Origin of the sequence: Dietzia sp. IN118, from assembly GCF_032905965.1 — a bacterium.
GTDB classification, from domain to species: Bacteria; Actinomycetota; Actinomycetes; order Mycobacteriales; family Mycobacteriaceae; genus Dietzia; species Dietzia kunjamensis.
In genome coordinates this window covers 2,778,266-2,791,195 of the sequence record NZ_JAUMSR010000001.1, presented here as the reverse complement: position 1 = coordinate 2,791,195, position 12,930 = coordinate 2,778,266, and the positions used below count along the sequence as shown (strand labels likewise).

Here is a 12,930-nt window from a genome sequence, read left to right as displayed (position 1 = left end):
GATGACAGAGAACCTCAGCAACAAGACCATCGTGATCGTGGGAGCGGGTCCGGGATTCGGCCGCACGCTCGCCCTGCAGGCCGCCGCACAGGGGGCGACGGTGGTCGTCGCCGCCCGCACGGAGTCGCGGGTCGTCGAGATCGCCGAGGAGGTCCGGGCGGGCGGAGGGAACGCGATCGCGGCGGCCGTGGACGCCACCGACCCGGAGTCGGTGCGCGCACTGCGGGAGACGGTGGAGGGTCACACCGATGCGGTGCACGGTCTGGTCTACAGCGCGTTCGCGGTGCCCAGCATGAAGCCGCTCGCGCAGACCGACCACGACCAGATCTCCCGCGGGATCGATCTGTCGGTGCTCGGCGCCCTGCGCACCACGCAGGAGTTCACCGCGCTGCTCGAGGCCGGCGCCGCTCCCGCCACCGGCACCGCAGCCGCCGCCGCCGACTCCGCCGCCGACTCCGCCACAGACCCGGCCCCCGCCAGCGCGTCCGTCGTCATGATGGCCTCCGCGGTGATCCACCACTCCCGCGAGCGCTACGCGGGTTACAAGATCGCCAAGACCGCCCTCGTCGCGCTGGGCCATTCTCTGGCCACCGAGCTCGGCTCGCGGGGCATCCGCGTCAACACCGTGGCGCCCGGGTACATCTACGGCGAGACCCTCAAGGCGTACTTCGAGCACCTGGCCACCAAGTACGGCGGCACGGTCGACGACGTCTACGCCCACACCGCCGAGAAGATGGATCTGCGGCGCCTGCCCTCCGAGCGCGAGATCGTCGACCCGGTGCTGTTCCTGCTCTCCGACGCCGCCTCCGCGGTCACGGGCCAGACCCTCACGGTGGACTGCGGCGAGTTCCACACCTGAACCGGGCGGACCGCACCCCGACGCCGGATCAGGGTCTCAGAATCGGGTCTTTCCCCGATGTGGAGCGGGTGCTCGGGGAGGAGAGTGGAGGTCACCGGGGAGAGGTCCCCGATCCCCCTTTCCCGACGACGACGAGGTGTGACGTCATGACCTATTCCCCAGATTCCGGGCCCAAGCGACTGATGCGGTCGGAGGACCGCTGGATCGGCGGCGTGTGCGGTGGGCTCGCCGACTACTTCGGGCTGGACCCGGCGTTGGTCCGCCTCCTGTTCGTTGCCTCGATCCTGCTGCCGGGTCCGCAGCTGCTCATCTACGTGATCCTGTGGTTCGTCATGCCCGATTCCCGTGCCTCGCGAGTCCGCGCCTGAGGGGCCCGTGGCAGGCTGGGGCCATGAGCACTCCAGACACCTCAGCCGCTCCCGGCGAGTACGCCTCCGTCCGTATCGAGAAGGGTGCCCGTCACCCGCACGTCGCCCAGGTGACGCTGATCGGCCCGGGGCGCAACAACGCGATGGGCCCGGACTTCTGGGCCGAGATGCCCCGCGTGATGGCCGAGCTCGACGCCGACCCCGGGGTCCGCGCCGTCGTGCTCGCCGGCGAGGGCCGCAACTTCACGTACGGCCTGGACCTGATGGCGATGATGCCGCAGTTCATGGAGTTCCTGCCCGAGGACACGACCCCGGACGCCTCGCGTAACGAGCGCATCCTGGACTTCGTGGAGAACATGCGCCGCGCCGTCGACGCCGTCGCGTCGGCCAGGACGCCCACCGTCGCCGCGATCCAGGGCCGCTGCATCGGCGGCGGCATGGACCTCATCTCGGCCTGCGACGTCCGCCACGGTTCGGCGGACTCGAGCTACTCGGTCCGCGAGGTCAAGGTGGGCATCGTCGCCGACATGGGCTCGCTCGGGCGCCTGCCGTACATCATCGGCTCCGGGCTGACCCGCGAGCTGGCGCTGACCGGGCGCGACATCGACGCGGAGACCGCGCTGCGCTACGGCCTGGTCACGCACGTCGCCGACGACGCCGCCGGGGTGCTGGACTCGGCCCACGCCACGGCCGCCGAGATCGCGGACAACCCGCCACTGGTGGTCCGCGGTACCCGCGAGGTCCTCAACCGGGCGATCGAGGGGCCGATCTACGAGTCCAACCGTTACGTCGCGACGTGGAACGCCGGCTTCCTGGCCTCGGCGGACATGATGGAGGCCATCGGCTCGACGCTGGAGAAGCGCGAGGCGCGGTACACCGGCCGCTGACCGCGCCCCACAGAGGAGCGCCCCACAAAGGAGCGCCCCACAGAGGAGCCAGCCCCGCCGAGAAGAGTGTTTCGCACATCGCTACTCGGGCGACACGAGCGAAATGCTCTTCTCGGCGTCCCGGCACGGCACGGCACGGCACGGCACGGCACGGCACGGCACGGCACGGCACGGCACGGCCCGGCACGGCCCGGCACGCGTCCGGTGCCGGGCCAGACGGCGTCAGCCGCGGAAGGGCTCGGCCTTCTCCTCGGGGTGCTCGGTGAAGTTCTCGAGGCCCTCGGCGATGAGCTTCTCGCCATGGGCCTTGTCCCGCCACTCGCCCGGGGTGACGTGCTTGCCCGGCTCGAGGTCCTTGTAGTGCAGGAAGAAGTGCTCGATCGCCTTGAGCTCGAAGTCCGGGACATCGTCGACGTCCTGGATGTGCTCCCAGCGCGGATCCAGGGCGGGGACGCACAGCAGCTTGTCGTCGCCACCGGCCTCGTCGGACATGGTGTAGACGCCCACGACGCGCGACTTGACGATCACGCCGGGGAAGACGGACTCGTCGAGCAGGACCAGGGCGTCACAGGGGTCACCGTCGTCGGCGAGGGTCTTGTCGATGTAGCCGTAGTCGGCCGGGTAGCCCATCGAGGTGAAGAGGAAACGGTCGAGATAGATCTTGCCGGTCTCGTGGTGGATCTCGTACTTGTTACGCGAACCCTTGGGGATCTCGATGGTCACTTCGACGGTCACGGGCTACCTCACAAATCGTCATTCTCCGGACCCGGGACGGCTCTCCCGGACAATCCGGGCCGATTCTAGTAGGCGGCCCCGGCGCCGGGGGTGGCCGCCGTCACGCGGGCCGCTAGCGTGGGTCCGACGCACGGCAGGCGAGGGTAGCGTCGGCAGCCGCCGGTGGCGACCGGTGGCGGTGACAGTGGAGGCGACAGCGTCCGGGAGGGTGGGCACGAGTGACCGAGCGCGGAGTGTGGCGCGGGCGTGGGCTCGTGTGGCGGGCGGGGGTCGTGTTCGTCGTCGTCGTACTCCTGGTCGCCGGGCTCGTCGCGGCGGCGCTGTTCACCGACGTGGAGGACGACGTCCGCGCGGTCGTCGGCGCCCCCGCGCAGACCACGGCGGAGCTGAACCCCGGACTGCACGCGGCGGACGACTCGGCGCCCCTGCCGGACCCCGCCGCCCTCGAGGAGATCCTCGGCCCCCTCGCGGCGTCCCCGGCGGTCGGCGACCTCACCGCCAGCGTGGTCGACGACGCGACCGGACAGGTCCTGTGGGAGCGCCGCCCTCGCGACGCCAAGGTCCCCGCGTCCACGACCAAGCTGCTCACCGCGGTCGCCGCGCTGAGCAGACTGCCCGGCGACACCCGCGTCGACACGGTCCTCGCCCGCGGCGCCGAACCGGACACGCTCGTCGTGGTCCCCGGCGGCGACCCCACCATGTCCGGCGGCGCCGAGCCCGGTCCGCTCTTCCCCGGCGCGGCCACGCTCACACAGGCCGCCGACGTCGTCCGCGACGCCGGGCTCGCCCCGGCGCGCATCGTCGTGGACCCGGGCCCGTACACCGGGCCGCGGCTGGGCCCCGGCTGGCCCCCGTCGGAGATCCCGGCCGGCAACATCGCGCCCATCGAGGCGTGGATGCTCGACTCCGGCCGCCTCGATCCGGCCGACGAGTACTCGCCCCGCACGACCGAACCCGCCCTCGCGGCCGGGAGGGCCCTGGCCCGCGAACTGGGCGTGGACCCGGAGCGCGTGCGGGTCGCCTCCGACCCGGTGGAGACGACCGATGAGCTGGGCAGGGTGTCGTCGGCGGAGCTCACCGATCGCCTCCGCTCGATGCTCGTGCACTCCGACAACGTGCTGGCCGAGGCGATCTGCCGCGAGGTGGCGCTGGACCGCGACCCGGACGATCCGGTCGACTTCGCCGCCGGGACCGCCGCCGTGCTCGACACGCTCACCGACCGTGGCCTCGACATGTCCGGGGTGCGCCTGGACGACTGCTCCGGCATGAGCAACGGCAACCGCATCTCGGCGGCCGTGCTCACCGACGTCCTGCGCACCGCCTCCGCACCCGACGCGACCCGCGAGATGCGCGACCTGCTCGACACCCTGCCCGTGGCCGCCGGGTCGGGGACGCTGGTCGACCGGTTCACCGGCCCCGCCGCCGCCGGCGCCGGCTGGGTGCGCGCCAAGACCGGCACCCTCGCCGGGACGAGCACCCTGGCGGGCTCGGTGACCAGCACCGACGGCCGCACCATGAGCTTCGCCCTGCTGTCCTCCGGCACCGACCCCGCCGTCGCGCGCCCGGTCCTCGACCGGATCGCCGCCGAGATCAGCGCCTGTGGCTGCCGCTGACCCCGCTCGCCGGCACCCCGCCCGGACCGGTGGGGACCGGCCCGGCCCGGCCTGGACCGGCCCGGCCTGGACCGTGCGCGCGGCGCTGCGGGCGTTCCGCCGCGCCCACCCCGAGCTCGGTGACGAGGTGTGCGTCGGACTGTCCGGGGGAGCGGACTCGCTGGCGCTGACCGCCGCGGCCGCCGTCGAGTTCGTCGCCGTGACCGCCCTCGTGGTGGACCACGGTCTGCAGGAGGGGTCGGATCAGGTGGCCCGGGACGCGGCCGCCGCGGCCCGCGGGCTCGGCGCAGAGGCGGAGGTCCTCGTCGTCGTCGTGGATCAGAGGGGTTCCGGCCCCGAGGCCGCCGCCCGCGCGGCGCGCTACACCGCGCTCGACACCGCGCGCCGCGGACGGCCCGTGCTGCTCGCCCACACCCTCGACGACCAGGCCGAGACCGTCCTGCTGGGGCTGGGCCGCGGCTCCGGCGCCCGCTCGCTGCGCGGGATGGCGCCGTGGGACGCACCGTGGGGGCGCCCGCTGCTGGGGGTCCGCGCCGCCGACACCCGCGCCGCGTGCCGCGACCTCGGCCTGGGGTTCTGGGAGGACCCGCACAACACCGACCCGGCGTTCACCCGGGTGCGCCTGCGGCACGAGGTCCTGCCGCTGCTCGAGGACGTGCTGGGTGGCGGTGTCGCGGAGGGGTTGGCGCGCACCGCGTCACTGCTGGGGGTCGACGACGACGAGCTGGAGCGTCTCGCGGCGGCCGTGCCCGTCGGCGACGACGGCGCCCTGGAGGTGAGCCGGCTGGAACCCCTGTCGACGGCCGTGCTGACCCGGGTCCTGCGCCGCTGGCTGCTGGCGCGGGGAGTCACCTCACCCGCGTACGCGCACCTGACGGCGGTGGCCGCGCTCGTCACCGACTGGCGCGGGCAGGGCGGGGTGGCGGTCGGTGGCACCGGGCCCGCGGGCGCGGGTGGGGCGGGGCCCTCGGCCAGGTTGGTCGCCCGGCGCCGACGTGGAAAGGTGGTCCTGGAGAACGACCGGGCGAGCGGAGCGGGGACGTAGATGACCACGGACAAGTACGCGGACGAGATCGAATCGGTCCTGCTCGACGAGGAGTCGATCCGCGAGCGGATCGCCGAGATGGCCGCCACCGTCGGCGAGCGCTACGCGGACGTCGAGAAGGAGGTCGTGCTGGTCGCCGTCCTCAAGGGCGCCGCGATCTTCGTCTCCGACTTCGCCCGGGCCCTGCCCATCCCGTCCGAGATGGAGTTCATGGCCGTCAGCTCGTACGGCTCCTCCACCAGTTCCTCCGGTGTGGTGCGGATCCTCAAGGACCTCGACCGCGACATCGCCGACCGTGACGTGATCATCGTCGAGGACATCATCGACTCCGGGCTGACCCTGTCCTGGCTCATGCGCAACCTGCGCACCCGCAACCCGCGGTCGCTGGAGATCGTCACCCTGCTGCGCAAGCCCGACGCGGTGAAGGCGGACCTGGACATCCTGGAGATCGGGTTCGACATCCCCAACGAGTTCGTGGTGGGTTACGGCCTGGACTTCGCCGAGCGCTACCGCGATCTGCCGTACATCGGCAGGCTGCACCCGCGCATGTACTCCTGACGCGACGACTGCTGGACACGTATCTGTCTGATTCGTGATCCAGATCACGTTCAGCGGTTAGTCTGGCAGCATGTTTCCAGGAACCTTCGCCGCCACCACTCCCGACAAACCCGCGGCCATCCGCCCGGCGACGGGTGAGCAGATCACGTACGCCGAGCTCGAGGCCCGTTCCGCGCAGCTCGCGCATCTCCTGACCGACGACTGGGGGCTGCGTCCCGGTGACACGATCGCCGTGATCTCGGACAACACTCTGGAGATGCTGGAGATCTACTGGGCCGCCCTGCGCTGCGGCCTGTACATCGCGGCCATCAATCACCACCTCACGGCGGACGAGTCGTCGTACATCATCGGCGACTGCGGGGCCCGGGCGCTGTTCGTCTCCGCGCCGGTCGCCGACCACGTCGACGTCTCCCCGGATGCTCATCCGGGCGTGGAGCACCGCGTGGTGTTCGGCGGTGCGCTGGAGGGGTTCGAGGACTACCGGGCGCTGCTCGAGGACAAGTCGACCGAGCCGCCCGCCGACCAACCCCGAGGCCACGACTTCCTCTACTCCTCCGGTACGACCGGCCGGCCGAAGGGTGTGCGCGTCGACCCGCCGGAGGGGCAGATCGACGAGGTTCCGGACAGTTACACGCCGGTGTTCAGCTTCCTGTACGCCTTCGACGCCGACAGCATCTACCTGTGCCCGGCGCCGCTGTACCACGCGGCCCCGCTGCGGTTCTGCGGCGTGGTCAACTCCGTCGGCGGGACCGTGATCCTCATGGACCGCTTCGACGCCGAGGAGGCGCTGCGACTCATCCAGGAGTACCGGGTGACGCACTCCCAGTGGGTGCCGACGATGTTCGTGCGCATGCTCAAGCTGCCGGAGGAGACGCGGGCGCGCTACGACGTGTCCAGCATGACCCACGCGATCCACGCCGCCGCGCCGTGCCCGCCCGAGGTCAAGCGGCGGATGATCGAGTGGTGGGGCCCGGTGATCCACGAGTACTATTCGGCCACCGAGGGCATGGGAATCACGTTCATCAACTCACAGGAGGCGCTCGAACGTCCCGGGTCGGTGGGCCGCGACGGGCTCAAGGGCATCGCGCACATCTGCGACGAGGAGGGCAACGAGGTGCCCACCGGCGAGATCGGCACCATCTACTGGCAGCAGGACGAGGGCACCTTCTCGTACCACGGCGACCCGGAGAAGACGGCGTCCGTCTTCCACCCCGAACACCCCAACTGGTCCACTTTCGGCGACGTGGGCTACCTGGACGAGGACCGCTTCCTCTACCTCACGGACCGCAAGGCGTTCACCATCATCTCGGGCGGGGTGAACATCTACCCGCAGGAGATCGAGAACGCTCTGGTCCTGCACCCGGCGGTCGAGGACGTCGCCGTGATCGGGATCCCGGACGAGGAGATGGGGGAGAGGGTCCACGCCGTGGTGGTGCCGGCCGCCGACCGCGCGGGCGAGCCCGGTCTCGCCGACGAGATCCTCGGCGCCCTACGCGGGAAGATCTCCGACTTCAAGATCCCACGAGGCCTGGACTTCGTGGACGAACTGCCCCGCACCCCCACCGGCAAACTGGTCAAGCGTCGGATCGTGCAGCAGTACACGAGCGCCTAGCGAGGGGTATGGACCGCACCTCCGAATTCGAGAGTGAACGCCCCCGGCTCGTCCGGATCGCCGCGCGCGTGCTCGGCGACCCGGCGGAGGCCGAGGACGTGGTGCAGCAGGCGTGGCTCCGGCTGGCGCGGGCCGACACGCGGGCGGTCGACTCACTCCCGGCCTGGCTCACCACCGTGGTGACCCGCCTCTGCCTGGACCGGCTCAAGGCCGTCGTCCCGCCCCCGACGGAGCCCGTCGACAGGCCGGCGCCGGAGCCGGGCCCGTCCGAGGAGGTGCTCCTCGCGGATTCCATGGGCGCGGCGCTGCACGTCGTGCTCGACCGACTCGCCCCGGCCGAGCGGGTGGTGTTCGTGCTGCACGACTCGTTCTCGGTCGACTTCGCCACGATCGCCGACGTGCTGGACTGCTCACCGGCCGCGGCCCGCAAACAGGCGTCGAGGGCGCGCGCGAAGCTCGCGGGAGCGGGTCCCGGCGCCCGGAAGGCGGACTGGGTCGTCGTCGACGCCTTCCTCGACGCCGCGCGCAACGGCGAGTTCACCCGGCTGCTCGGTCTCCTCGCGCCGGACGTGGTGGTGGTCGGTGATCCGATCGCCGTCAGTCTCGGTACCCCGGTCGGCATCGAGGGCCGCGACGCGGTGGCGGAGTTCTTCGACGGGGCAGCCGCCGCGGCGTTGCCGGTGTTCGTCCACGGGCGGCCGGGCGCGGCGTGGTTCGATCGCGGCGTGGCCCGGGTGGCGTTCGACTTCCGGATCGCCGGCGGCGTGGTCAGGCGCATCGACTTCCGTGCGGACCCGGACGTGCTCGCCGCGATCCGCCGCCGCAGCGACGGCGAGCCGAGATGAGCGGGGCGGTCACAGTTCCGGCCGCCCGCTCGTCATCAGGGTGAGGCGACGCGCTCCGGCGTCGCCCGGACAGGGAGGATCGACCCCATGAAGACCATGACCTGCAAGGACCTGGGTGGCCCCTGCGATCTGCCGCACCGCGGTGACACCGCGGACGACGTGATCAACGCCCAGGACGCCCACCTCAAGGAGCGCGTCGGGGCCGGCGACGACGCCCACGTGCCGGCGCGCGAGGACATGAAGACCCGGTGGCGGCGGCCGCGGCAGTCACTCGGGTGGTACCGGGACGTCAAGAAGAGGTTCGCCGACCTGCCGGAGGACTGACGCCACGCGGCCCGCCGACCCGCCCCTGCCGGCCGGTGTCAGCGACCGCCGCTCTCGATCACCGCCGCCAGCGCGAGCAGCGTCGCCTCCGAACCGGGCCGCCCGACGAGCTGGACCGAGGTGGGCAGGACCCGGCCGAGGGGGGTGTGGGTGGTGCCGCACGGGACGGACACGGCGGGCCAACCGAGCACGTTGGCCAGCGGGGTGAACGGGGAGAACCTCATCGACGCCCACAATGACCGGCCCCAGGAGCGTCGGTGCCAGTCGGTCGCCTCGGGTGGCACGTCCGCCAGCGACGGGGTGAGCCACACGTCGATCCCCGCCGAGTCCATCGCCCGTTCGACCTCCGCGCGGAGCGTCTCCACGCCACGGTTCCAGCGGGTGTCCCCGTCTCCCGCGCCGCCGCGACGGAAGACCGTCCGGCCGAGCAGTGCGTGGTGCCGGGTGCGTCGCTCCATCGCGGACAGGGGCAGGTTCTCGTCCTCCGCCGCCCGTGCGACGCCGGTGGTCCAGCGCGCAAGATAGAGCACGGGGTCGGTGGGGGAGGGCAGGGTGGTGTCGACGACGACGAGGTCGGCCCCCCGCAGCACCTCCGCGGCCTCCCGGGCCGCGCGCGTCCAGGGCGCGTGGATGCGCACCAGATCGCGGCCCAGCCGGATCGGGCTGGCCACGGACATGCCGATACGCGTCCCGCCGGGGACGGGTCCGACGTCCGCGAGTTCCGGACGACCGGCCATCACCGACAGGGCCAGCGCGACGTCGCCGACGGTCCTGGCCAGCGGACCGGATTCGGCCAGGCCGCCCCAGTTGTCGCCGGCCAGGCGGGTGGGGACGACACCGGGCCCCGGCTTGATGGTGACGATCCCGCACGCCGCGGCGGGGATGCGCAGGGACCCCATCCCGTCGTCGCCCACCGCGAGCGGGACCATGCCCGAGGCCACCGCCGCCGCGGACCCCCCGGAGGACCCGCCGGCGGACAGGGCGAGGTCGCGCGGGTTGCGGGTGATCCCGTGGGCGTCGGAGTCGGTCATCCCCCAGGCGCACAGCTGGGGCGCCGCGGTGATGCCCACCGGCACCGCGCCCGCGGCCAGCAGGGGGGCGACGACCGGGTTGTCCAGGGTGACGGTGCTCTTGACGGCCAGCGATACCCCGGCCAGGGGCAGTGCCGCACGGTCGGCCGGGCTCGCGGCGTCGACGGCGGCCCCGGCCGCGCGGCCGTCCGCCCGCAGCAGGGAGGTGAAGGCGTGCAGCGAGGGGTCGAGGTCGCCCACCCGGTCGAAAGCCGCGTCGAGGGTGGCCAGCGCGCCGACGGCACCGGTGCGTACGGCCTCGGCGGTCTCGGCGGCGGAGAGGGGGTCGGTGGTCACGGCCATGATCGTACGACCCCGGCGGTGTCCGCCCATGGCGATCATCACGGTGGGAGGCCCCGCTCGGCGGGTAGCCTGGGGCGATACCGACGAAGTCGGATGCACGACCGGGCCCGTCGACCGGCTGGGCCGTCCTTCCACACGAGGACCGAATGGAACGCAAGAGCAATACCGTCTTCCGCAACGTCGCGATCGCGGGCGTGATCATCCTGGCGATCGTCGGCTTCTCGTTCTTCACAGGAGATGACCGTGACTACGCCGAGGTCGACACGTCGGTGGCGTTGGCGCAGGTCGACGCGGGGAACGTGAAAGAGGCGCTGATCGAGGACCGGGAGCAGCAGCTCCGGCTCACGCTCGAGACCCCGATCGCCCCGGAGGACGGAGCGGACGAGACCGACAAGCTCCTCGCCAAGTACCCGGAGCGGGCGGCGGACCAGGTCTTCGACCGGGTGGCCGCGGCGGAGCCGGAGAAGTACGACACCGCGGTCAACCAGCAGGGTTTCCTGTCGCAGATGCTCTCGTTCCTGCTGCCGATGCTCATCCTGTTCGGGTTGCTGTTCTACTTCATGTCCCGCATGCAGGGCGGCAAGGGCGGACTGTTCGGCGTGGGCAAGTCGCGCGCCGTGGAGTTCACCAAGGACATGCCCCAGACCACGTTCACCGACGTCGCGGGCGAGGACGAGGCGGTCGAGGAACTCAACGAGATCAAGGACTTCCTCCAGAACCCGGCGCGCTACGAGCGTCTCGGCGCCAAGATCCCGCGCGGTGTGCTGCTCTACGGCCCGCCCGGAACGGGCAAGACCCTGCTGGCCCGCGCGGTCGCGGGTGAGGCCGGGGTGCCGTTCTACTCGATCTCGGGTTCGGATTTCGTCGAGATGTTCGTCGGTGTCGGCGCCTCGCGGGTGCGCGACCTGTTCGAGAAGGCCAAGCAGAACGCGCCCTGCATCGTGTTCGTCGACGAGATCGACGCGGTGGGTCGGCACCGTGGCTCGGGCACCGGCGGCGGCCACGACGAGCGTGAGCAGACGCTCAACCAGCTGCTGGTCGAGATGGACGGGTTCAGCGACCGCGAGACCGTCATCATGATCGCCGCGACCAACCGTCCGGACGTCCTCGACCCGGCGTTGCTACGGCCGGGGCGTTTCGACCGCCAGGTCCCGGTGACCAATCCCGACCTCAAGGGTCGCGAGGCGATCCTCGCCGTCCACTCCGCGGGCAAGCCGCTGGCCGAGAACGTCAACATGACCTCGCTTGCCAGGCGCACGATCGGGATGTCGGGCGCGGACCTGGCCAACGTGCTCAACGAGGGCGCCCTGCTCGCGGCCCGGCTGGGTCGCGACGAGATCGACATCGACATCCTCGAGGAGGCCACCGACCGGGTGGTGGGCGGACCCCGCCGCAAGCACCGTGTGATCAGCGAGCACGAGAAGAAGGTCACCGCGTACCACGAGTCCGGCCACGCGCTGGCGGCGTGGGCGATGGAGGACCTCGAGCCCGTCCACAAGGTCACCATCCTCGCGCGTGGGCGCACCGGTGGTCACGCACTGGTGGTCCCCGAGGACGACAAGTCCTTGATGACCCGGGCGGACATGATCGCCCGCGTCGTCATGGCGATGGGTGGCCGCGCTGCCGAGGAGTACGTCTTCGGCGAGCCCACCTCGGGCGCCAGCTCGGATATCGAGCAGGCCACCCGGATCGCGCGGACGATGGTCGCCGAGTACGGCATGAGCGCGAAGCTCGGTGCGGTGAAGTACGGCGGCGAGGGCGGGGACCCGTTCCTCGGCCGCGGCGGTTCCGCGGCGGGGGAGTACTCGCCCGAGGTCGCCAAGATCATCGACGACGAGGTGCGCCGCATCATCGACTCCGCCCACACCGAGGCCTGGCAGGTCCTCGAGTCCAACCGCGACATCCTCGACGCGGTCGCGGGCGAGCTCCTCGAGAAGGAGACCCTGCGGCAGGACGACCTCGAGAGGCTGTTCGCCGACGTGGTCAAGCGGCCGCGGATCACCGAGTTCGACGACTTCGGTGGACGCATCCCGTCGGCCCGTCCGCCCATCAAGACCCCGGGGGAACTGGCCAGGGAGCGTGGCGAGCCGTGGCCCCCGCCGGTGACCGATCCGTTCGCCATGCCGGTCCTCCCGGCCGGCCGCGACGCCGAGGACGACCGTGATCCGGGCGAGGCGGACGGCCCCGGCGACCACGGGGGTGACCGCAACGGCGTGGGCGCCCCTGTGGGGATGCCCGGTGGCGGTTCGGGCCGCGGCGCGACCGCCGGCGGCGGGCAACGTCCGACCGGTATCCCGGCCTACGGCACGCCGCCGCCCCCGGGCTGGTCGGCGCCGGGCTGGCCCCCGCGTCAGCCCGCGCACCACGGTGACCGGGGGCCGAGCGGGGCCGAGACCACCCGCCTGCCGGCCGTGCCCGAGGGCCTGCAGAGGAACGACGGCTCCGGGAGCACCAACGGAACCGGGGGCACGGACGGATCCGGGAGCGCTGACGGTCCGGAACGGGCCGGTCGGAGCGAGGGGCCGTCCGAGGCCCCGACCCGGGCGTGGTCGGCGGTGGGCGACGGCGGTGACGGCGACGAGTCCGGCGGGTCGATCCCGGGCGTCGTGGACCGCGGTTCGCACCGCCGTGAGGACAAGGACGCCGACTGGCGTGCGCCGTGGGAACGTGAGGACTGACCGCACGGTCGACTCCGTGCGAGAAGAGGAATG

12 protein-coding genes are annotated in these 12,930 nt (G+C 72.2%); 10 read left to right on the top strand and 2 right to left on the bottom strand.

Annotated features, from left to right (window positions below):
* Position 1: 1 nt before the first annotated feature.
* The 3 genes from Q2K20_RS13395 (at position 2) to Q2K20_RS13385 (ending at position 2,114) form a co-directional block, all read left to right on the top strand.
* Entirely contained in the window at positions 2–859 is an 858-nt protein-coding gene (locus tag Q2K20_RS13395; RefSeq protein WP_119192897.1) for an SDR family oxidoreductase, read from the top strand.
* Positions 860–1,005: 146 nt separating this feature from the next.
* Positions 1,006–1,227 (top strand): PspC domain-containing protein, encoded by a 222-nt coding sequence (locus tag Q2K20_RS13390; protein WP_067711554.1) that lies wholly within the window; start codon positions 1,006–1,008, stop codon positions 1,225–1,227.
* Positions 1,228–1,250: 23 nt separating this feature from the next.
* On the top strand, positions 1,251–2,114 hold the full coding sequence (locus tag Q2K20_RS13385; RefSeq protein WP_082923654.1) for a crotonase/enoyl-CoA hydratase family protein: 864 nt from the start codon (positions 1,251–1,253) through the stop codon (positions 2,112–2,114).
* A 222-nt stretch (positions 2,115–2,336) separates the two neighbouring features.
* On the opposite strand, the gene Q2K20_RS13380 is transcribed toward Q2K20_RS13385, so the two are convergent.
* The gene (locus Q2K20_RS13380) at positions 2,337–2,849 is read right to left on the bottom strand and encodes an inorganic diphosphatase (protein WP_067711556.1); all 513 of its coding nucleotides are present in this window, start codon (positions 2,847–2,849) and stop codon (positions 2,337–2,339) included.
* A gap of 218 nt (positions 2,850–3,067) precedes the next feature.
* Between Q2K20_RS13380 and dacB the strand changes: the two genes are divergently transcribed.
* The 6 genes from dacB (at position 3,068) to Q2K20_RS13350 (ending at position 8,846) form a co-directional block, all read left to right on the top strand.
* A complete protein-coding gene (dacB, locus tag Q2K20_RS13375; protein WP_240341233.1) occupies positions 3,068–4,462 on the top strand; it encodes a D-alanyl-D-alanine carboxypeptidase/D-alanyl-D-alanine-endopeptidase in 1,395 nt (464 codons plus the stop codon).
* The gene (gene tilS / locus Q2K20_RS13370; protein WP_410494202.1) at positions 4,449–5,507 is read left to right on the top strand and encodes a tRNA lysidine(34) synthetase TilS; all 1,059 of its coding nucleotides are present in this window, start codon (positions 4,449–4,451) and stop codon (positions 5,505–5,507) included. Before dacB ends, tilS begins: the two co-directional genes overlap by 14 nt.
* Positions 5,508–6,065: a hypoxanthine phosphoribosyltransferase gene (hpt, locus tag Q2K20_RS13365; RefSeq protein WP_067711558.1), complete on the top strand. Its 558-nt coding sequence runs from the start codon at positions 5,508–5,510 to the stop codon at positions 6,063–6,065.
* Positions 6,066–6,135: 70 nt separating this feature from the next.
* Positions 6,136–7,677 (top strand): acyl-CoA synthetase, encoded by a 1,542-nt coding sequence (locus tag Q2K20_RS13360; RefSeq protein WP_313313076.1) that lies wholly within the window; start codon positions 6,136–6,138, stop codon positions 7,675–7,677.
* Positions 7,678–7,685: 8 nt separating this feature from the next.
* On the top strand, positions 7,686–8,522 hold the full coding sequence (locus Q2K20_RS13355; RefSeq protein WP_268091601.1) for a sigma-70 family RNA polymerase sigma factor: 837 nt from the start codon (positions 7,686–7,688) through the stop codon (positions 8,520–8,522).
* 87 nt (positions 8,523–8,609) lie between these two features.
* Complete coding sequence (locus tag Q2K20_RS13350; RefSeq protein WP_096906112.1) at positions 8,610–8,846, top strand: DUF1059 domain-containing protein; 237 nt, start codon at positions 8,610–8,612, stop codon at positions 8,844–8,846.
* Positions 8,847–8,884: 38 nt separating this feature from the next.
* On the opposite strand, the gene Q2K20_RS13345 is transcribed toward Q2K20_RS13350, so the two are convergent.
* Positions 8,885–10,219, bottom strand: coding sequence for an amidase (locus Q2K20_RS13345; protein ID WP_275898229.1), 1,335 nt, complete (start codon positions 10,217–10,219; stop codon positions 8,885–8,887).
* A gap of 146 nt (positions 10,220–10,365) precedes the next feature.
* Here Q2K20_RS13345 and ftsH point away from each other — a divergent pair, with 146 nt between their 5' ends.
* Positions 10,366–12,897, top strand: coding sequence for an ATP-dependent zinc metalloprotease FtsH (gene ftsH, locus Q2K20_RS13340; RefSeq protein ID WP_313313081.1), 2,532 nt, complete (start codon positions 10,366–10,368; stop codon positions 12,895–12,897).
* Positions 12,898–12,930: the final 33 nt, after the last annotated feature.